This window comes from Stenotrophomonas sp. AN71 (genome assembly GCF_050435725.1).
In the GTDB taxonomy this organism is placed as follows: Bacteria; Pseudomonadota; Gammaproteobacteria; order Xanthomonadales; family Xanthomonadaceae; genus Stenotrophomonas.
In genome coordinates, this window is sequence record NZ_JBNDKU010000003.1 from 177448 (window position 1) to 194620 (window position 17173).

At 66.2% G+C, this 17173-nt stretch carries 24 protein-coding genes and 1 other RNA gene; 12 read left to right on the top strand and 13 right to left on the bottom strand.

The annotated features are described in order from the left end of the window. Positions 1 to 9 precede the first annotated feature (9 nt). The 6 genes from ABH900_RS06750 to ABH900_RS06775 all read left to right on the top strand — a co-directional run bounded on the left by ABH900_RS06750 (position 10) and on the right by ABH900_RS06775 (position 3276). Complete coding sequence (locus ABH900_RS06750; RefSeq protein WP_429622128.1) at positions 10 to 672, top strand: serine/threonine-protein kinase; 663 nt, start codon at positions 10 to 12, stop codon at positions 670 to 672. Next, positions 669 to 1175 carry a DUF2867 domain-containing protein gene (locus tag ABH900_RS06755; RefSeq protein WP_429622129.1) on the top strand — a complete coding sequence of 169 codons (507 nt, stop codon included), beginning with the start codon at positions 669 to 671 and terminating at the stop codon, positions 1173 to 1175. Before ABH900_RS06750 ends, ABH900_RS06755 begins: the two co-directional genes overlap by 4 nt. A 139-nt stretch (positions 1176 to 1314) precedes the next feature. Next, complete coding sequence (locus ABH900_RS06760; protein ID WP_429622130.1) at positions 1315 to 1710, top strand: DUF6984 family protein; 396 nt, start codon at positions 1315 to 1317, stop codon at positions 1708 to 1710. 7 nt (positions 1711 to 1717) lie between these two features. Then, complete coding sequence (locus tag ABH900_RS06765; protein ID WP_429622131.1) at positions 1718 to 2266, top strand: hypothetical protein; 549 nt, start codon at positions 1718 to 1720, stop codon at positions 2264 to 2266. A 42-nt stretch (positions 2267 to 2308) separates the two neighbouring features. Beyond that, positions 2309 to 2779 carry a hypothetical protein gene (locus ABH900_RS06770; protein WP_429622132.1) on the top strand — a complete coding sequence of 157 codons (471 nt, stop codon included), beginning with the start codon at positions 2309 to 2311 and terminating at the stop codon, positions 2777 to 2779. A 134-nt stretch (positions 2780 to 2913) separates the two neighbouring features. Continuing rightward, positions 2914 to 3276, top strand: a complete 363-nt coding sequence (locus tag ABH900_RS06775) for a DUF4288 domain-containing protein (protein WP_429622133.1) — start codon at positions 2914 to 2916, stop codon at positions 3274 to 3276. Positions 3277 to 3321: 45 nt separating this feature from the next. Here ABH900_RS06775 and ABH900_RS06780 read toward each other — a convergent pair whose 3' ends face one another. Beyond that, a complete protein-coding gene (locus tag ABH900_RS06780) occupies positions 3322 to 4005 on the bottom strand; it encodes a hypothetical protein (RefSeq protein WP_429622134.1) in 684 nt (227 codons plus the stop codon). A gap of 108 nt (positions 4006 to 4113) precedes the next feature. Here ABH900_RS06780 and ABH900_RS06785 point away from each other — a divergent pair, with 108 nt between their 5' ends. Then, positions 4114 to 4932, top strand: a complete 819-nt coding sequence (locus ABH900_RS06785) for an SDR family oxidoreductase (RefSeq protein ID WP_429622135.1) — start codon at positions 4114 to 4116, stop codon at positions 4930 to 4932. Positions 4933 to 4998: 66 nt separating this feature from the next. Here ABH900_RS06785 and ABH900_RS06790 read toward each other — a convergent pair whose 3' ends face one another. Then, entirely contained in the window at positions 4999 to 5871 is an 873-nt protein-coding gene (locus ABH900_RS06790) for an ion transporter (protein ID WP_429622136.1), read from the bottom strand. A 63-nt stretch (positions 5872 to 5934) separates the two neighbouring features. Here ABH900_RS06790 and ABH900_RS06795 point away from each other — a divergent pair, with 63 nt between their 5' ends. Next, positions 5935 to 7161, top strand: a complete 1227-nt coding sequence (locus ABH900_RS06795) for an acetylornithine transaminase (protein ID WP_006467246.1) — start codon at positions 5935 to 5937, stop codon at positions 7159 to 7161. A gap of 53 nt (positions 7162 to 7214) precedes the next feature. Here ABH900_RS06795 and ABH900_RS06800 read toward each other — a convergent pair whose 3' ends face one another. Next, the gene (locus tag ABH900_RS06800; protein WP_429622137.1) at positions 7215 to 7817 is read right to left on the bottom strand and encodes an HAD-IA family hydrolase; all 603 of its coding nucleotides are present in this window, start codon (positions 7815 to 7817) and stop codon (positions 7215 to 7217) included. Between the two features lie 122 nt (positions 7818 to 7939). Here ABH900_RS06800 and azu point away from each other — a divergent pair, with 122 nt between their 5' ends. Then, the gene (gene azu / locus ABH900_RS06805) at positions 7940 to 8389 is read left to right on the top strand and encodes an azurin (RefSeq protein ID WP_429622138.1); all 450 of its coding nucleotides are present in this window, start codon (positions 7940 to 7942) and stop codon (positions 8387 to 8389) included. 106 nt (positions 8390 to 8495) lie between these two features. On the opposite strand, the gene hemL is transcribed toward azu, so the two are convergent. Together hemL and thiE are read right to left on the bottom strand one after the other, a co-directional pair. Further along, positions 8496 to 9785 carry a glutamate-1-semialdehyde 2,1-aminomutase gene (hemL, locus tag ABH900_RS06810; protein ID WP_429622139.1) on the bottom strand — a complete coding sequence of 430 codons (1290 nt, stop codon included), beginning with the start codon at positions 9783 to 9785 and terminating at the stop codon, positions 8496 to 8498. 16 nt (positions 9786 to 9801) lie between these two features. Next, a complete protein-coding gene (gene thiE / locus ABH900_RS06815; RefSeq protein ID WP_429622140.1) occupies positions 9802 to 10428 on the bottom strand; it encodes a thiamine phosphate synthase in 627 nt (208 codons plus the stop codon). A 34-nt stretch (positions 10429 to 10462) separates the two neighbouring features. Here thiE and ABH900_RS06820 point away from each other — a divergent pair, with 34 nt between their 5' ends. Then, on the top strand, positions 10463 to 10687 hold the full coding sequence (locus ABH900_RS06820; protein ID WP_014038358.1) for a rubredoxin: 225 nt from the start codon (positions 10463 to 10465) through the stop codon (positions 10685 to 10687). Between the two features lie 138 nt (positions 10688 to 10825). Here the strand turns inward: ABH900_RS06820 and ABH900_RS06825 are convergent, their stop codons facing one another. The 8 genes from ABH900_RS06825 to ABH900_RS06860 all read right to left on the bottom strand — a co-directional run bounded on the left by ABH900_RS06825 (position 10826) and on the right by ABH900_RS06860 (position 14957). Beyond that, the gene (locus ABH900_RS06825; RefSeq protein WP_429622141.1) at positions 10826 to 11671 is read right to left on the bottom strand and encodes a SirB1 family protein; all 846 of its coding nucleotides are present in this window, start codon (positions 11669 to 11671) and stop codon (positions 10826 to 10828) included. Positions 11672 to 11825: 154 nt separating this feature from the next. Then, on the bottom strand, positions 11826 to 12269 hold the full coding sequence (locus ABH900_RS06830; protein ID WP_429622142.1) for a DUF192 domain-containing protein: 444 nt from the start codon (positions 12267 to 12269) through the stop codon (positions 11826 to 11828). 21 nt (positions 12270 to 12290) lie between these two features. Further along, complete coding sequence (gene rpiA / locus ABH900_RS06835; RefSeq protein ID WP_429622143.1) at positions 12291 to 12938, bottom strand: ribose-5-phosphate isomerase RpiA; 648 nt, start codon at positions 12936 to 12938, stop codon at positions 12291 to 12293. A 22-nt stretch (positions 12939 to 12960) separates the two neighbouring features. Then, positions 12961 to 13440, bottom strand: coding sequence for an EVE domain-containing protein (locus tag ABH900_RS06840; RefSeq protein WP_429622144.1), 480 nt, complete (start codon positions 13438 to 13440; stop codon positions 12961 to 12963). Further along, entirely contained in the window at positions 13437 to 14030 is a 594-nt protein-coding gene (locus ABH900_RS06845) for a 5-formyltetrahydrofolate cyclo-ligase (RefSeq protein WP_429622145.1), read from the bottom strand. Before ABH900_RS06845 ends, ABH900_RS06840 begins: the two co-directional genes overlap by 4 nt. An 83-nt stretch (positions 14031 to 14113) precedes the next feature. After that, positions 14114 to 14299, bottom strand: a non-coding RNA gene (ssrS, locus tag ABH900_RS06850) — 6S RNA. A gap of 143 nt (positions 14300 to 14442) precedes the next feature. After that, positions 14443 to 14739, bottom strand: a complete 297-nt coding sequence (locus ABH900_RS06855; RefSeq protein ID WP_135274969.1) for a cell division protein ZapA — start codon at positions 14737 to 14739, stop codon at positions 14443 to 14445. Further along, on the bottom strand, positions 14736 to 14957 hold the full coding sequence (locus ABH900_RS06860; RefSeq protein ID WP_005410898.1) for a TIGR02449 family protein: 222 nt from the start codon (positions 14955 to 14957) through the stop codon (positions 14736 to 14738). The genes ABH900_RS06855 and ABH900_RS06860 overlap by 4 nt, the downstream gene beginning before the upstream one ends. A 166-nt stretch (positions 14958 to 15123) precedes the next feature. On the opposite strand from ABH900_RS06860, the gene ABH900_RS06865 reads away from it, so the two are divergent. Together ABH900_RS06865 and ABH900_RS06870 are read left to right on the top strand one after the other, a co-directional pair. Continuing rightward, on the top strand, positions 15124 to 15672 hold the full coding sequence (locus ABH900_RS06865; RefSeq protein WP_429622146.1) for a YecA family protein: 549 nt from the start codon (positions 15124 to 15126) through the stop codon (positions 15670 to 15672). Between the two features lie 5 nt (positions 15673 to 15677). Then, positions 15678 to 17000 carry an aminopeptidase P N-terminal domain-containing protein gene (locus ABH900_RS06870; protein ID WP_429622344.1) on the top strand — a complete coding sequence of 441 codons (1323 nt, stop codon included), beginning with the start codon at positions 15678 to 15680 and terminating at the stop codon, positions 16998 to 17000. The last annotated feature ends 173 nt before the right edge of the window (positions 17001 to 17173 follow it).

Below are 17173 nucleotides of genomic sequence, written 5' to 3' on the forward strand. Positions count from 1 at the left end.
AATGGGCCCATGCCGCATTCGCCAGACACCCCACCGCATGCCTTGAAGGCCGACAGCTTCGGTCGCATCCTCCTCGTGAACGGGCCCGACGGCCCCTTCGTGCGCCGTGATCTGGGCGCAACGCCGCTGTGGTTGCGGCTGCCGGCCTGGTGGCTGGCCCGCCGCGAAGCGCGCGCGCTGAGCCATATCCACGGCATGGCCGATGTGCCGCAGCTGCTGGCGTGGGATGGACGTCATCTCGACCGCAGCTTCATGGCCGGCGATGCCATGTACCAGCGTCCCCCACGCGGCGACCTAGCCTGGTTCCGCGCCGCGCGTCGCCTGCTGCAGCAGCTGCATCGCAACGGCGTGGCCCACAACGATCTGGCCAAGGAAGCCAACTGGCTGGTCACCGACGATGGCCGCCCGGCGCTGATCGACTTCCAGCTGGCGGTGATCGGCAACCCGCGCTCGCGCTGGATGCGCCTGCTGGCCCGCGAGGACCTGCGCCACCTGCTCAAGCACAAGCGCATGTACTGCCGCGAGTCGCTCACCCCGGTGGAGAAGCGCGTGCTCAAGCGCACCTCCTGGGTACGCGAACTGTGGTTCGCCACCGGCAAGCCGGTCTACCGCTTCGTCACCCGCCGCATCCTGCATTGGGAAGACAACGAGGGGCAGGGGCCCAAGCCGTGAGTTCATCGCGTGTGGTGGCCGGGCCATTGAGTGCGGGCAGCATCCTGCGCCCACAGCTGGACGGCGCCGACTTCGTGCATGCCTGCCAGGCGACGACCCGTCGTGACGGGCGCCCGGCCTTGCAGGCCTATCGCGACATGGCCGCGACCATTCCCGGCTGGTTCGACGGGCTGATGGCGCTGCGCAATCGCGGCATGCAGCTTCTGGGTATGAAGCATCTGGGCTCGTTGCGTGCGGTGCAGGGCACCGTCGATCCGGTTTCCGGCCAGCGACTGGGCATCTTCACCCTGCAGTCGCTGGACGACGATGTCATCGTGCTGGAAGACAACGACCGCCATCTGCGTGTGCAGCTGGCCCTGCAGTGGCAGGGCGACGTGCTGGAAGTGGCGACGGTGGTGCATACGCACAACGCGTTCGGGCGTCTATACATGCTGCCGGTTGCACCCGTGCATCGGCTGATCGTGCCGCGTCTGCTGGAGAAACAGGTGCGCAGCTATCGGTAGATCCACGCCATGCGTGGATGCGGTTTGCGATCCGCCGCCTGCTCAACGGGGCATTGCCAAGCTCTGCAGAAATGTGGATTCTGCGAGCAGCATTCCAGCATCAGATCGACTTGATGAAAGCAGGAAAGGAGGCACAGTAATGCAGCGCGGAAGCGATCATGCGATCAACGATGGGATGCGCAATCCGACGCGCGCCGTTTCCAGCTTCGAAAGGGCGCTGATCGAGGCTGTGGCGCCCCGCCTGCCTGCGGTCTCTGCTTCGCAGCTTCAAGCCGACCTGGCTTCCGCAATGGCGATGGAAACGGGTCTTGGTGGAGCTCGGGTGGGATTTGTCATTTCTGGATATGAGCGCCCGCCGTATCAAGGGCAGCACGCGTATCCCGTTGAGCTACAGATGCAGGACGCAGATGGTGCAGAACTCACGCCGATTCTTCATGCGGACGTGAGTGACCGCCTGCTGGAGCTGGAGATCATCCGTTGGGATGGTGCCGAGCTGATATCTCCGCAGATTGAGAGCTTGGTCTGCTATGCCTGAGATGGCGATGAAGGATTCTGGTGATGACAGGGGCAATGTGCAGAATGCCTGCCTCGAAGAGCCAGTGGACGTCGCGGAAGCGCTTGCGATGTACCAGCGCTTGATGCTTGAACGAAGCGACGCTGAATTCGTCGCCGACTTCATGGTGTTCTGTTGGCAGTCCGTTGATCCCGGGCGCGTCGCCGGATTGGACCTGCCTGGGGTCGTTGTGGATGCGTGCGCCGATCAGCTATCCCTGCTTATGCGGATGGTGGATCACCAGGATCAGCAGCGTGGGGCCCCGGCTTTCTGGAAGCGCTATATCGAGTGGGCGGATTACGCCATCGATTTCCCGCTTGATGAACGCAAACGGTTCATGTGGGAGACGCCTGGCTACCTGGAGCCCGCATTTTCTGTGTTCGTGGCCACTGGCGGTGCTGAGATGAGGTCTGAGGCGATGGAGCTCCTGGCCGAGTACTCCGGGTCTGGCAAAGCGAGGGCTGCCTATGTCAGATCGGTGATCGAGAGTCGGCTCAGCTCTGAAGTGTCCTGTGGTCATCAACACGTCGGTGGCTGATGGGTGTCAAACGGGTCTGCCCATCACAAGGGAAAGTGGCCGATGTGCAACGGTCTGAATAGAGCACTCGGTATTGCTCTGCTGCTGGCAGCGGGTGGGGCGGGTCTGGTTCCCGCCTTTGCCAGGGACAAGCATCGAGACATCTGCCAAGGAATGAGCGGGGCGCGCAATGGTGTGCAGTACTGCCAGGCGCCGCTGCAGGCGCTTCTTGCGAATTCGGACGACTATGACGGCAGGCACGTTGCTGCATTCGGCTACCTGCTCCATGAGGGTGGGAGCAGTGATGCCCTTGGCCCCTCCGCCGATGCGCTACGCAGAATCGACTTCATAGGATGTGTCGCGGTCGATCTGAGTGGCGCGGAGTACGAGGACTCCGTGCGTGGCATCGAGCCAGGCCTGTACTTTGTCATGGTCCAGGGGATGTATCACGCGGGGGCAGTGAACGGTGCCTGCGTGGGCGAACTGAGGGCGCCTTTCATATCGCGCATATCAAAGGTCGATGAGGTTGATTGAGGAGCGTCCAACCTATGAGGTCGTCCAGAATGCAGGGTGATGCAAGTTGGCGAATCGAGAAACGCGTGAGCGCGTTGGCCTCTGCTGATGGTCAGTCGTGATGGCAAGCGACCAGAGAACTGTTGAGGTGATGTATGTGGTACTGCGCACACGCCATTTTCTATTACGAGAGCCCAGGGCAGGACTCGTTCCTGGTGCATGAGAACGTCTATCTCCTCAGTGCGGATAGCGAAGAGCACGCTCTCGACAATGCGAAAGCGCTTGCTTCTGAGTATGAGGATAAGAGCGGCCGCCTGATGGGTGAAGACGGTAGACCGTCCCTCTATCGATTCGCCGGAATCCGCAAGCTGATATCAGTAGAGACTGACGAGGACACTGCCGAGGGACGCCTGCACTCCGGTATGGAGGTCACGTACTCCGTCATGGCGGTGGATACGTTGGATCAGGTGAGACGTCTTGCCCGTGGTGATGGCGTTGAAGTGCTGTACCAGGAATAGAAATCTAGAGCCGAGCATGGCTCGGCTCTACAGAGGTCTTTGACGTTACGGTGTCGCCGGCACCACCTGCTGGCCGATGAAGTTGCGCTTGGCGTCGAAGTCGTAGGCGATCTGCAGCTGGCCCACATCCGGGCAGGCGTGGCAGTCGCGCAGCGGCGTGCGGTACAGCACGCGGATACCGCCATTCTCCAGTGGCGTGGCCCCCGCCGACTGCGCAGGCGCGAACGGTGTGGCCTGCGGGTTGGCCTTCAGCAGTTCCTGCACGGTGGGGTCGGCACGCAGGGTGTCGTCCAGCTGCACGGCATCCACATCGATGCGCTTGCCGCTGGCGTCGACCAGGCGGGTGCCTTCGTTGGTGTTGGCGCGGAACGGGTATTCGACCGTGGCCACGCCCAGGCCATCGTTCTCGTGCCAGGCGGTTACATAGGCCAGTTCGCCGCCGGTGGACAGCTGCTGGGCGGCGCTGATCGCATCGGCACTGGCGCCACCGGCGCGCATCGCATCGCGCAGGCAGTCACGGGTGGCAGCGTTGTCGCCCTGGCGGCAGGCATTGAGGTCGCCATCCCAGACCACCGCTTCGCTCCAGCGCAGCGTACCGTCGGCGGCGGCCTTCTCCGCGCTGGGCGTGTCACCGGCCGGCGGCTCCTTGCCGGGTTCCGGCGAACGGCCCTGGCAGGCGGTCAACAGGGCAAGCCCCAGGGCAGGCAGCAGCAGGCAGGAACGGCGCATGGCGTGGACCTCGTGCGTTGACTGGAGGCCCGAGTATCGTCAAGGCCGGGTGAACTCCGCGTCGGCGCGGCATACTAGCGGCTCATTGCATACGCTGGAGTGTGGAACGTGGGCAGTCTGCAGGGCAAAACCCTTTTCATCACCGGTGCCTCGCGCGGCATCGGCCTGGCCATCGCACTGCGCGCTGCGCGCGACGGGGCCAACGTGGCGATCGCCGCCAAGTCGTCGGTGCCGAACCCGAAGCTGCCGGGCACCATCCACAGCGCGGCCGAAGCGGTTACCGCCGCCGGTGGCCAGGGCCTGGCGCTGAAGTGCGACATCCGCGAGGAGGAGCAGGTGCAGGCGGCGGTGGCAGCCACGGTCGATACCTTTGGTGGCATCGACATCCTGATCAACAACGCCAGTGCGATCTGGCTGCGCGGCACGCTGGATACGCCGATGAAGCGCTTCGACCTGATGCAGCAGGTCAATTCGCGCGGCAGCTTCCTGTGCGCGCAGGCGTGCCTGCCGTACCTGCTGCAGGCGCCGAATCCGCACATCCTCACGTTGGCGCCGCCGCCGAGCCTGGAACCGAAGTGGTGGGCGCCGCACACCGGCTACACGCTGGCCAAGATGGGCATGAGCTTCGTCACCCTCGGCCTGGCTGCCGAGTTCGGGCCGCAGGGCGTGGCGGTGAACGCGCTGTGGCCGCGCACGGTGATCGCCACTGATGCGATCAACATGATTCCGGGCGTGGATGTGGCCGGTTGCCGCACCCCGCAGATCATGGCCGATGCCGCGCATGCGGTGCTGGTGCGCGAAGCGGCAGGCTTCCACGGCAAGTTCCTGATCGATGATGAAGTGCTGGCGCAGGCCGGCATCACCGATCTGTCCGGCTATGCGGTGGACCCGTCGCGGCCGTTGCTGCCGGATCTGTTCCTGGATTGAGCCGGAGCATCCACGCATGGCGTGGATCTACCGACGGTCGCGCCGGGTCATGCCCGGCGCGCGCCATCAATGGCTGAATGCATCCGGCAATTCACTGCCGCACCTGCGGCAGTGGCGCGCGTCCGGTTCGTGGCCTTCCAGCCCGCAGTGCGGGCATCCGCGTGCATCGCGGCGGGCGGCCAGCTCGGCCTCGCGCATGGTGCTGGCCAGTTCAGCGGTGTAGATGCCGGTGGGCACGGCGATGATGCTGTAGCCGATCAGGATCAGCACCGAGGTGACGAAGCGGCCGAGCACGGTCTGCGGCACGATGTCGCCGAAGCCGACCGTGGCCATGGTCACCACCGCCCAGTACATGCTGGCCGGGATGTTGGTGAAGCCGTGTTCGGGGCCCTCGATCACGTACATCAGCGCGCCGGCGATGATGGTGATGGTGATGACCGTGAACAGGAACACCAGCACCTTGCGCCGGCTGCGCCACAGCGAGGTCATCAGCACGCCGCTTTCTTCAATGTAGCGGGTCAGCTTGAGGATGCGGAACACGCGCAGGATGCGCAGCGCGCGCACGACCAGCAGGCTCTGCGCGCCGGGGATGAGCAGCGACAGATAGGCGGGCAGGATCGACAGCAGGTCGATGATGCCCCAGATGCTCACCGCGTAACGCAGCGGGCGCTTGACCACCGCCAGCCGCAGCAGGTACTCGGCGGTGAAGATGATGGTGAAGGCCCATTCCAGGATGTACAGGCTGGTGGACCATTCGGCATGCAGGTGCTGCACGCTGTCGATCATCACCACCAGGATGCTGGCGACGATCGCCACCACCAGGATCAGGTCGAAATTGCGTGAGGGCCGCGAGTCATGGCGGTAGATGATGTCGAACCACCGACGGCGCCAGCCGGTCTCGGTGGCGGGGTTCAGCTGAGGGGCGGAAAACGGTCGCATGGGCGCATTGTGCCGCAGGGGTTCCGGCGCGAGAATGGGGATTCCTGAATCCTGCCGACTGCCATGACCGCCGCTACCGATCCGCTGATCTCCCTTTCGCACTATTACCTGCCGGTCTACAAGCCCCGCCAGGTGGTACTGGAGCGAGGCCAGGGCGCCCGCGTGTGGGACAGCCAGGGCCGTGAGTTCATCGACCTGGCCGCCGGCATTGCCGTGTGTGGCCTGGGCCACAACGATCCGGACCTGGTGGCCGCACTGGTCGAGCAGGCCGGCAAGCTCTGGCACACCAGCAACGTGTTCTACAGCGCGCCGCCGCTGCACCTGGCCGAGGAACTGGTGAAGGCCAGCCGCTTCGCCGAGCGCGTGTTCCTGTGCAATTCCGGCGCCGAAGCCAACGAAGTGGCGATCAAGATGGTCCGCAAGTGGGCCTCCAGCCAGGGCCGCCCGGCCGACAAGCGGGTGATCATCACCTTCCGTGGCAGCTTCCACGGGCGCACCATGGGCGCGGTGACCGCCACTGCCCAGCCGAAGTACCAGGAAGGCTACGAGCCGCTGCCCGGTGGCTTCCGCTACATCGATTTCAACGATGAAGTGCAGCTGGAAACCGCGATGGCCGCTGGCGACGTGGCGGCGGTGATGCTGGAGCCGATCCAGGGCGAGGGCGGCGTGATGCCGGCCAAGTCCGGCTTCCTCAAGCGCGTGCGCGAACTGTGCGACCAGCACAACGCGCTGCTGGTGCTGGACGAGATCCAGGCCGGCATGGGCCGTACCGGTACGCTGTTCGCGCACTGGCAGGACGACGTGGTGCCGGACATGGTCACCCTGGCCAAGGCACTCGGCGGTGGTTTCCCGATCGGCGCAATGCTGGCCGGTCCGAAGGTGGCCGAGACCATGCAGTTCGGCGCGCACGGCACCACCTTCGGCGGCAACCCGCTGGCCGCTGCGGTTGCCCGTGTGGCGCTGCGCAAGCTGGCCTCGGCCGAGATCGCCGCCAACGTCAGCCGCCAGTCGAAGGCATTGCGCGATGGCTTCGCCCGCATCAACGACGAGTTCGGCGTGTTCAGCGACGTGCGCGGCCGCGGCCTGATGCTGGGCGCGGTGCTGAGCAAGGACTTCGCCGGCCAGGCCGGTGCGATCCTTGACCACGCCGCCGAGCAGGGTCTGCTGACCCTGCAGGCCGGCCCGGACGTGCTGCGCTTCGTGCCGTCGCTGAACATCACCGACGAAGAAGTGGCCGAAGGCCTCAAGCGCCTGCGCGCAGCGATTGCTGCGTTCATCGCCGCGCGCTGAAGCTATGGTGCTGGGGTCCGATCCCTCTCCTGCGGAGAGGGCTCTGACCCCGATCAGCTCACCGCGTAGCGCTTCAACACCTTGCCCAATCCACGGCCATCGCGCACGGTCTCCGCGTGCAGGCCGGCAGCGCGTGCACCGCGCACATTGGCGAACAGGTCATCGACGAACAGCGTGTGCGCAGGCGCGACACCGAGTGCCTCCAGGGTGCGCAGGAATACCTCCGGCGCCGGTTTGCGCAGGCCGAAATCCGCGCTGCAGAACACGCGGTCCTGCAGAGCGGGGAACAGCTCCGGCAGCAGCGTGGGCAACGCCTGCTTCATCAGTGCACCGTTGTTGGTCAGCACCGCCATCGGCAGTTGCAGGGCCTGCAGCCGCTGCAGCACCGCTGGTTGCGGATGGCTGGCGGCCTGCCGTGCGGCGATCCAAGCAGGTGCATCGACAGTGCTGCGCAGGCGCTCACTCAATCGCGCCAGGTAGCTCGGGCCGTCCAGCGTGCCGCTGTCATACGCGGTCTCCAGCCCGTTGTCGTACAGCGCGGCCCGCACATCCTGCGGTGCGACCTGCAGCGCCTGTGCCAGATGCAGCACGCGCTGCGCGCGCTGGTACTGCACCAGCACGCCGTCCACATCCAGCAGCAACAGGCCGATCCGCATCGGCCGAGCATGCCATCGTGGTGAATGCGTGGGAACCCTGGAGCGGCCATGCGACAGACGGTCGCAGCCGGGGGCGCGGGCGCCTGCCTAGAATGGCGCTTGAATCCGCAGGAGATGCAACGATGAAGGCTTGGGTGGTGGCAATGGGACTGGGTGCGCTGATGCTGGCCCCCTCGGCGATGGCGCGGGTGTGTGCGGTGAGCATCGACAGCACCGACCGGATGAGCTTCAGCAGCCGCGAAATCAAGATCGCCGCCGATTGCAGCGCCGTGGACCTGACCCTGCGCCACACCGGCAAGCTGGCCGTTACCGCGATGGGGCACAACTGGGTGCTGACCCGCAGTGCTGACTACCAGCCGGTGGCGATGGCGGGCATGCGCATGACCCTGGCCGACAGCTATCTGCCGAAGGCCGACAAGCGCGTACTGGCCCATACCAAGGTGATCGGTGGCGGCGAGACCACGCGCGTGCGCTTCTCCACGCAAGGCCTGCAGAAGGGCGGCGATTACACCTTCTTCTGCTCGTTCCCCGGTCACTTCGCGATGATGAAGGGCAAGTTCGTCTTCGGTTGAGTGCAGCCACGCATGGCGTGGCTCTACCTCTGGTGGTAGAGCCACGCCATGCGTGGATGCGGTGAATGGCCGTGCCAACCAAGGTTGGCACCTGCCATTGCAGGACTCAGCCCTTGGCGGCCCTGAATGCCACGCGCGCGGCGGCCAGTGTCGCTTCGATCACTGCATCGTCGTGGGCGCTGGACAGGAAGCCGGCCTCGTATGCCGACGGGGCCAGGAACACGCCCTGTTCGAGCATCGTGTGGAAGAAGCGGTTGAACGCCGGGATGTCACAGGCGGTGGCTTGCGCGTAGGTTTCCACCTTTTCATCGGTGAAGAACAGGCCGAACATCGCGCCTGCCTGGGTGGTGGTCACGGCCACGCCGGCGTCGGCAGCGGCCGCTTCCAGGCCGGCACACAAGCGCGCGGTGCGTTCGGTGAGGTCGGCATGGAAACCCGGTTGCTGGATCAGCTCCAGCATCGCAAGGCCGGCGGCCATCGCCACCGGATTGCCGCTCAGGGTGCCGGCCTGGTAGATCGGGCCGGCCGGGGCGATCTGCTGCATCAGCTCGCGGCGGCCACCGTAGGCACCCACCGGCATGCCGCCGCCGATGATCTTGCCGAAGGTGGTCAGGTCCGGGGTGATGCCGTAGTGGGCCTGTGCACCGCCAAGGGCAACGCGGAAACCGGTCATCACTTCGTCGAAGATCAACAGCGTGCCGTGCTTCGTGCACAGCGTGCGCAGGTGCTGCAGGTAGCCCTCGCGCGGCGGAATGCAGTTGGCGTTGCCGACCACCGGTTCGATGATCAGGCCGGCGATGTCATCGCCCTGCGCCTCGAACAACGCGGTGGCGGCCTCGAAGTCGTTGTAGGGCAGGGTCAGGGTCAGTTCGCTCAGGCCAGCCGGCACGCCCGGCGAGGTCGGCACGCCCAGGGTCAGCATGCCGCTGCCGGCCTTGACCAGGAACGAATCGCCGTGACCGTGGTAACAGCCTTCGAACTTGACGATGCGGTTGCGGCCGGTGGCACCACGTGCCAGGCGGATCGCCGACAGCGTGGCTTCGGTGCCGGAGTTGACCATGCGCACCATTTCGCACGACGGCACCAGGCGGGTGATGGTCTCGGCCATGGTCACTTCGGCCGCACACGGCGCGCCGAACGACAGGCCGTTGTCGATCGCCTTCTTCACCGCCTGGCGCACGGCCGTGTGGTTGTGGCCGACGATCATCGGGCCCCAGGAGCCGACGTAGTCGATGTAGCGGTTGCCGTCGACGTCGTACAGGTAGGCGCCATCGGCACGTTCAACGAAGAACGGCTCGCCGCCGACCGACTTGAACGCGCGCACCGGCGAATTGACGCCGCCCGGCAGCAGCTGCTGGGCGCGGGAGAACAGGGCGTGGGACTGGTCGTGGTTCATGGGGCTTTCCTGGGCGTTACGCGAACTGGGCGAGGTAGGCGCGCTGGGTCGCGACCGGGTCCGGTGCGGCGTAGACGCCGCTGACCACGGCCACCAGGTCGGCGCCGGCGTCGATGATGGGACCGACATTGTCCGGCGTCAGCCCGCCGATCGCCACCCGCGGCACGCCCAGTGCGGCGCTTTGCCGCAGCAGGTCGGCATGGGCGCGGCTGGTGGTGACCTTGGTGGTGGTCGGGAAGAAGGCGCCGAAGGCCACGTAGCTGGCGCCGGCGGCCACGGCCTGTTCGGCGTTGGCGAGCTGGTCGTAGCAGGAGGCGCCGATGATGGCGTCGGGCCCGAGCAGCGCGCGTGCGCTGGGGATGTCGCCGTCGGTGCCGCCCAGGTGCACACCGGCGGCGCCCACCGCCTGGGCCAGCGCCGGGTCGTCGTTGATGATCAGCGGTACGCCGTGTTCAACGCACAGTGCCTGCAGGGCGGCAGCCTGCTCATGCCGCAGGGCATCGCTGGCGGTCTTGTTGCGGTACTGCAGCCAGGTGGCACCGGCGGCCAGCAGCGGCGCGGTGCGGGCCAGCAGGCGCGCGGTATCGGGCTCGTCCGGGGTGATCAGGTAGACGCCGCGGGGCGCCGGGGAAGCAGAAGTCATCGATGGCTACCGGTGCGTGGGCCGCGATGGGACAATGGCGGCCCGTGAATCCAGCCCCGATTATCCGATGAGCGATGCCACCCCTACCACCTTGCGTACCTGGATGTGCGTGGTCTGCGGCTTCCTGTACAGCGAAGCGGAAGGCTTGCCGGAGGAGGGCATCGCGCCGGGCACGCGCTGGGAAGATATTCCAGAGACCTGGACCTGCCCAGACTGCGGGGTGACCAAGGCCGATTTCGAGATGGTCGAGGTCGATTGAGTTGTCGGGCCGCCGGGCATGGCCCGGCGCTACCGATATGAACCGGCCACTGCAAAGGCGGCCCGACGCTACTCAATGCAGCCGCAAGGCGGATTGATGAGGGTGGGGGCGGACCGTTGGTCCGCACACCGGGAACCCTCAATGCAACCGCGGCATCGGCCCGCCGAGGTCGATCAGCTTCTCGCGCAGCCACTGCGCATCGCTGGCCTCGGGGTTGCGTTTCAGGTACTGCCCCAGGTCGTGGCGGGCACCGGCCAGGTACTCCAGCTGCAGATAAGCCAGCCCGCGGTCGCGCAGGGCATCGTCCTGCTCCGGGGCCAGCTTCAGCAGGCGGTCGGCACTGCGCGCGGCGCGGTCCCATTCGCCGGCCTCGGCGTACACCCCATGCAGGTTGCGCAGCATGCGCATCAGGATCGCGCGCGCGGGGGCCGGGTCGAGGATCTGCGCCAGCACCTGGTCATCAGGCATCTGCCCGCCCAGGTGTGACTTGGCGCGTTCACGCAGTTCATCCACGTCCAGCGGCCGGCCGCCATTGAACGGGTCCATCACCAGCACGCCGTCGTCCACCGGCAGTCGCACCAGGAAGTGGCCGGGGAAGGACACGCCATCGAGCGGAATGCCCAGCCGGCGCGACACTTCCATCTGCACCAGCGCCAGCGAGATCGGGTTGCCGAGGCGGCGCTCGAAGACCTGGTTGAGGTAGCTGTTGCGCGGGTCGTAGTACTCGTCGTGGTCGCCGCTGTAGCCCAGTTCGTCGAACAGGTGGCGGTTGATCGCCGCCATCTTCAACGGGCTGTTGTCGATGCTTTCCACCTCCGAGCGGAGATGGTCGACATGGCTCTGGATCAGCGCGTCGTAGGTGGACGGCTGAAGATCGGGGTATTCATCGCGCGCGATCAGCAGCGCGGTCGGCAACAACGGCAGCGCCTCGTCTTCGAGGTCGGCCAGTGCATCCCAGTCGGGGAGTGTGATCCGGTCCTGCATGGCCACAGACTGGGGTCATTCGCGAGCGGATTCAAGCAGTGTCGCGTGAAAAATTCAGGGGTCAGAGCCCTTTCGCATGCGAAAGGGATCCGACCCCGACAGGGTTGCCGGCCGAGGTCGACACCTGTCCTGCCCATCCACGCATGGCGTGGATCTACTCGATGCCCGGGCCGAAGGTCAGCGCGGTGCCGTCCTTCAGCTTGAGCTTCTCGGCCTGGCCGGCGTTGAGCTCCAGCACGTAGCGCGCCGGGCCGCCGCTGGGGTAGGGCGGGCACATGTCGCCGGCCGAGCACGGCGGCACGTCGCGCTGCTGGCTGACCAGCCTGCGCTCGCTGTCGAAGTACAGGATGTCCAGCGCGATCTTGGTGTTCTTCATCCAGTACGCCTGCATTTCCTCGCGGTCGTGGATGAACAACATGCCGTGGTCGGCCCCCATCTGGTCGCGGAACATCAGCCCGCGTGCGCGGGTTTCATCGTTGGTGGCCAACTCGACCTGGTAGCGGGCTCCTTCCAGCTCGACCCAGTGGCGGGCCGGGTCGGTGGCACAGCCAGCCAGCGCCAGCAGTGGAAGCATCAGCAGCGAACGCAGCAGCGACATCGTCAGGATCCTTGGAAAGGGTCAGAGCACGACCGGCGGCTCGCCGCCGACGATCACCACATCGGCGCGACGGCGCGCGAACAGGCCCACGCAGACCACGCCCGGCAGCTGGTTGAGCTCGCGCTCCAGCTTTTCCGGATCGGTAATCTGCAGGTTGTGGATGTCCAGGATCTGGTTGCCGTTGTCGGTGACCACGCCTTCGCGCCAGGTCGGCTGGCCGCCGGTCATGTCGCGGATCTGGCGGGCGATCAGGCTGCGCGCCATCGGGATCACTTCCACCGGCAGCGGGAATCCGCCCAGCACCGGCACCTGCTTGCTCGGGTCGACGATGCAGATGAAGCGCTCGCTGGCCTCGGCGATGATCTTCTCGCGGGTCAGCGCGGCGCCGCCGCCCTTGATCAGGCACTTGTTCGGGTCGCACTCATCGGCGCCATCGACGTACAGCGACAGGTTGCCACTGTGGTTCAGCTCGATCACCTCGATGCCGTGCTGCTTCAGGCGCGCGGTGCTCTGCTCGGAGCTGGACACGGCGCCCTTGATGCGGTGCTGGATGCGGGCCAGGGCATCGATGAAATAGGCCACGGTGGAACCGGTGCCGACACCGACGATCATGCCGTCTTCAACGTACTCGATGGCTTTCTCGGCGGCCAGGCGCTTGGCTTCGGACATGGGAGAACTCTCAGGCAGGGAATCAGGATTTCTTTTCCAGCGACAGCAGCAGCTTCCACTGCGCGGCGGTCACCGGGAACACCGACAGGCGGTTGCCCTTGGCAACCAGCGGGAAGCCCTCGCCGAGTTCATCGGCGTGCAGCTTGATCTCGTCCAGCGCGATCACCTGCGTGAGCTTGCGGTCGAAGGCCACGTCCACCAGCATCCAGCGCGGGTTCTCGCGCGTGCTCTTGGGGTCGTGATAGTCGGATGTCGGGTCGAACTGGGTGTCGTCCGGGTAGGCCGTGCTGGCCACCGTGGCCAGGCCAACGATGCCCGGCACCTTGGTATTGGAGTGGTAGAACAGGATGCCGTCGCCCACCTGCATGCCGTCGCGCATGAAATTGCGCGCCTGGTAGTTGCGCACCCCGTTCCAGGGTTCGACCTTGACCTTGGCCAGATCATCGATGGAGAAGGCGTCCGGTTCGGACTTCATCAGCCAGTAGCGCTTGCGGGCGGTCATGCGTTCACGGGGGCAGCGGAGGGGAACAGGGGGCCGTCTTCGGTGCAGATCGCATCCACCGGCACGTCCCACGACGCCACCGGCAAGGACTCGACCTGCTGCACCGCGAAGGCAGCACCGACCAGCCAGGGCGGCGCCGGCCGGTCATGGCGGAAGGCGAAGCTGCGATCATACCAGCCGCCCCCCATGCCCAGCCGCCGGCACTGCGCGTCGAAGCCCACCAGCGGAGTCACCACCAGCGCCATCTGTGCAGGTTCCAGGGTGTCTGCCAACGCCACATCCGGTTCGGGGATGCCGTAGCGGTTGCTGGTCAGTGGCTGCCCCGGGCGCCAGGGCGCGAAGCGCAGCACCTCACCGGCCAGCACCGGCAGGCAGTAGGTCAGGCCTTCGGGCAGCTGCAGTTGCCAGCGATGCAGGGCGATCTCGCCATCCAGTGCCCAATAGCCGGCCACGGCGCCGTGGTGCGGGGCGAACGGCAGGGCAAGCAGGGCATCGGCCAGCGATTCGGCGGCGGCGATGCGCTCAGTGGCGGAAAGGTCGCGGCGGCGTTGCCGCAGGTCGTGGCGCAGGGCCTGGCGCGGGTCGGTCATGGCAGCGAGCGGCAAGGGACAGCCGTCATTGTGCCGCAAAGAACAAGGGCGACGCCCGAAGACGCCGCCCTTGCTGGAATATTGCATTCTCCGCAATGTCGATGCATGCGAAACGACCTTGAACCCGGGGGCTCAAGTGGGAACGCTGGAGAACCATCGGGCTTCCCGCTACAAGGCGGACCTGCACTCCCGGCGCTGTCGCGCTCCCGGTGTCGTTCTTAAGGGACAAGGCGAATGTTTGCACATGCCGTCGAGTACCGCAGAGAACGCGTGGCCATTATAGCCAGCGCGCAGGATCTGGATAGGCCGTTCGTCGGCAACAGTCCGTGCCAATTCAGAAAAGGGGACGGAGGGAATTAAGGCGTTTTCAGTACGAAGGGGGCGAAAGTGCCTTAATTCCCTCCGTCCCCTTTTACGGGGTGCCGTCGATCGCGCGGTCCAGGCGGCGGTTGAGGTCGGCCAGGGTCTGCTGCAGGGCGACCGCCTGCCGGGCGTTCTCATCGCGCAGCTGCTGTAGTTCATGGGCCAGATTCAGCGCGGCCAGCACCGCGACGCGGTCGACCGCCGCCATGCGGTTGCTGCCGCGGATCTCGCGCATGCGCGCATCGAGCAGGCGCGCGGCCGCCATCAGGCTGTCACGTTCATCGCCGCCGACGCCCACGGTGTATTCACGATCGAGGATGCGGACACTGACCGGTTCGGCGCTCATGTGTGCTGTTCCAGGGATTTGAGCCGGCTGATCATTGCTTCCACCCGCGAGCGCGCCTGTTCGTTCTTGGCCAGCAGCGTGGAGCGCTCGGCCACCAGCTGTTCCTGCTGGTGGCGCAGGCTGCGGTTCTCCTCGGCCAGGCGCTGGTTGCGTTCAAGCAACGCTTCCACGCGGGCGGCGAAGTCCTGCAGCTGGGCAAGGGGGTCGGCGGGTTCCATGGGGGCACGATAGGCAAGCCGGGTGAGGGTGGTCAAGCGCTGTCGCAGCAAGGCCGGACGGCCACGGGGAGGATGCCGCGGGGTTGCTACACTACCCGGTCTCACGGGCGCGCGCGTGTGCGTTCCGGGTGCTTCCTTAAATTCCGAATTCCGAACGAGCCGCACGATGACCGAACTTCCCTCCGTCGACGACGTTTCCCGCGCCAGCCAGGAACTGGGCCTGGGCGCCACCGCTGCCGAGCTACACGGCGCGCTGTGTGGCTGGCTGGCCGCCGGCGGCGCCCCCGGCAATGACTGGCCGGCGCGCGTGCTGGCCGACGACAACCTGCCGCCGGTGGCCGCTGACAGCGTGCTGGGGCAGTTGCTGCAGGCCACCATCAAGCAGCTGGAAGACCGTGACTTCGCCTTCGAGCTGCTGCTGACCGACAACGATGACGTGTCGGCCCAGGCCGATGCCATGTTCAGCTGGACCCGTTCGTTCCTCGGTGGCTTCGGCCTGGGCAGTGGCGGCAACCGCCCGACCCTGTCCGAAGAGGGCGAAGAAGCATTGACCGACATGGCCAGCCTGGCCCGCGCCTCCAGCGAGGATTTCGAGGCCGGTGGCGACGATGACGATGAAGCGCTGTCGGAAATCGAAGAGTTCATCCGCGTGGCAGTGCTGCTGCTGCACGGCGACGTGGTGCTGGCCGCGCGCCATCGGCAGCGCCTGAATTGATGGACATCAAGCAGCGCACGGGTATCGCGGCCGGTGAATACAAGCGTCGTCGCCGCCAGCTGATGGACATGGCCGGCGAGGACGCGATCCTGGTGCTGCCGGCAGCGGCCGAAAAGGTGCGTAGCCTCGATACCCATTACCCGTTCCGGCAGGATTCGGACTTCCAGTACCTGAGTGGTTTCCCGGAACCGGAAGCGGTGCTGGTGCTGATTCCCGGCCGCCGCCACGGTGAAGCGATCCTGTTCTGCCGCGAGCGCGATGCCGAGCGCGAGGCCTGGGATGGCAGTCGTGCCGGCCAGGAAGGCGCGGTATCGCAGTTCGGCATGGACGACGCGTACCCGATCGATGATCTGGACGACATCCTGCCAGGCCTGCTGGAAGGGCGTTCGCGCGTCTACTACCACTTCGGCCGCGATGCGGATTTCGACCTGAAGCTGATCGGCTGGGTCAACCGCGTGCGCTCGCAGGTGCGCCACGGCGCACAGCCGCCGCATGAATTCCTGGAATTGGGCCACCTGCTGCACGAGCAGCGCCTGTTCAAGTCCGGTGCGGAGGTGGCGCTGATGCAACACGCCGCACAGATCAGCGTGCGCGCACACCTGGCGGCGATGAAGGCAGCGACGGCGGGCATCCACGAGTACGAACTGCAGGCCGAGCTGGAACGCGTGTTCCGCGCCAACGATGCAGTGCCGGCGTACTGCAGCATCGTTGGTACCGGCCGCAACGCTTGCATCCTGCATTACCGCGACAACACCGCGCGTTCGCGCGATGGCGAGCTGGTGTTGATCGATGCCGGCGCCGAGTACCGTGGCTATGCCAGCGACATCACCCGCACGTTCCCGGTGAATGGCCGTTTCAGTGCCGAGCAGCGCGCGCTGCACGATCTGGTGGGCGACGCGCAGGCCGCAGCGCTGGCGCAGGCCAAGCCGGGTGTGCCGTACGAGGCCGGGCATCTGGCCGCGGTGCAGACTCTGACCGAGGGCCTGCTGCGCCTGGGCCTGCTGAAGGGCACGCTGGAAAAGAACCTGTCCGAAGGCCTGTACCAGCGCTTCTACCGGCACAAGACCGGACACTGGATCGGGATGGACGTGCACGACGTGGGCGACTACCGCCTGGCGGGCGATTCGCGCCTGCTGGAGCCGGGCATGGCGTTCACGATCGAGCCGGGGCTGTACGTCGGTGTTGACGATACGACGGTGGATCCGCGCTGGCGGGGCATCGGCATCCGTACCGAAGACGATGTGCTGATCACCGACGATGGCCATCGGGTGCTGACCGAGGGGCTGGCGCGCAGCGCCGACGAGATCGAAGCGGTGATGGCGGGGTAGGGGGATTCTGCAGGGCTTGCAGCCCTGCACCTGCTCAATGCAACGGCAAAGGCCAAAGCAAGAGCGGTATTCCGTGGGATGGCGGGGCACTGTGGGTTTGCGGGGGCGCCGTGAACCCATCCATGGGGGCTTGGTCGCCGCATCCATGCGGCTCACACCCCGCAAACCCACAG

Excerpts from the sequence above, each read along its gene's own strand:
- ABH900_RS06750 (WP_429622128.1), top strand. The coding sequence starts at position 10 with ATGCCGCATTCGCCAGACACCCCACCGCATGCCTTGAAGGCCGACAGC.
- ABH900_RS06760 (WP_429622130.1), top strand. The coding sequence starts at position 1,315 with ATGCAGCGCGGAAGCGATCATGCGATCAACGATGGGATGCGCAATCCG.
- ABH900_RS06765 (WP_429622131.1), top strand. The coding sequence starts at position 1,718 with ATGAAGGATTCTGGTGATGACAGGGGCAATGTGCAGAATGCCTGCCTC.
- ABH900_RS06770 (WP_429622132.1), top strand. The coding sequence starts at position 2,309 with ATGTGCAACGGTCTGAATAGAGCACTCGGTATTGCTCTGCTGCTGGCA.
- ABH900_RS06775 (WP_429622133.1), top strand. The coding sequence starts at position 2,914 with ATGTGGTACTGCGCACACGCCATTTTCTATTACGAGAGCCCAGGGCAG.
- ABH900_RS06780 (WP_429622134.1), bottom strand. The coding sequence starts at position 4,005 with ATGCGCCGTTCCTGCCTGCTGCTGCCTGCCCTGGGGCTTGCCCTGTTG.
- ABH900_RS06790 (WP_429622136.1), bottom strand. The coding sequence starts at position 5,871 with ATGCGACCGTTTTCCGCCCCTCAGCTGAACCCCGCCACCGAGACCGGC.
- ABH900_RS06795 (WP_006467246.1), top strand. The coding sequence starts at position 5,935 with ATGACCGCCGCTACCGATCCGCTGATCTCCCTTTCGCACTATTACCTG.
- ABH900_RS06800 (WP_429622137.1), bottom strand. The coding sequence starts at position 7,817 with ATGCGGATCGGCCTGTTGCTGCTGGATGTGGACGGCGTGCTGGTGCAG.
- azu (WP_429622138.1), top strand. The coding sequence starts at position 7,940 with ATGAAGGCTTGGGTGGTGGCAATGGGACTGGGTGCGCTGATGCTGGCC.
- hemL (WP_429622139.1), bottom strand. The coding sequence starts at position 9,785 with ATGAACCACGACCAGTCCCACGCCCTGTTCTCCCGCGCCCAGCAGCTG.
- thiE (WP_429622140.1), bottom strand. The coding sequence starts at position 10,428 with ATGACTTCTGCTTCCCCGGCGCCCCGCGGCGTCTACCTGATCACCCCG.
- ABH900_RS06820 (WP_014038358.1), top strand. The coding sequence starts at position 10,463 with ATGGCGGCCCGTGAATCCAGCCCCGATTATCCGATGAGCGATGCCACC.
- ABH900_RS06825 (WP_429622141.1), bottom strand. The coding sequence starts at position 11,671 with ATGCAGGACCGGATCACACTCCCCGACTGGGATGCACTGGCCGACCTC.
- ABH900_RS06830 (WP_429622142.1), bottom strand. The coding sequence starts at position 12,269 with ATGTCGCTGCTGCGTTCGCTGCTGATGCTTCCACTGCTGGCGCTGGCT.
- rpiA (WP_429622143.1), bottom strand. The coding sequence starts at position 12,938 with ATGTCCGAAGCCAAGCGCCTGGCCGCCGAGAAAGCCATCGAGTACGTT.
- ABH900_RS06840 (WP_429622144.1), bottom strand. The coding sequence starts at position 13,440 with ATGACCGCCCGCAAGCGCTACTGGCTGATGAAGTCCGAACCGGACGCC.
- ABH900_RS06845 (WP_429622145.1), bottom strand. The coding sequence starts at position 14,030 with ATGACCGACCCGCGCCAGGCCCTGCGCCACGACCTGCGGCAACGCCGC.
- ABH900_RS06855 (WP_135274969.1), bottom strand. The coding sequence starts at position 14,739 with ATGAGCGCCGAACCGGTCAGTGTCCGCATCCTCGATCGTGAATACACC.
- ABH900_RS06860 (WP_005410898.1), bottom strand. The coding sequence starts at position 14,957 with ATGGAACCCGCCGACCCCCTTGCCCAGCTGCAGGACTTCGCCGCCCGC.
- ABH900_RS06865 (WP_429622146.1), top strand. The coding sequence starts at position 15,124 with ATGACCGAACTTCCCTCCGTCGACGACGTTTCCCGCGCCAGCCAGGAA.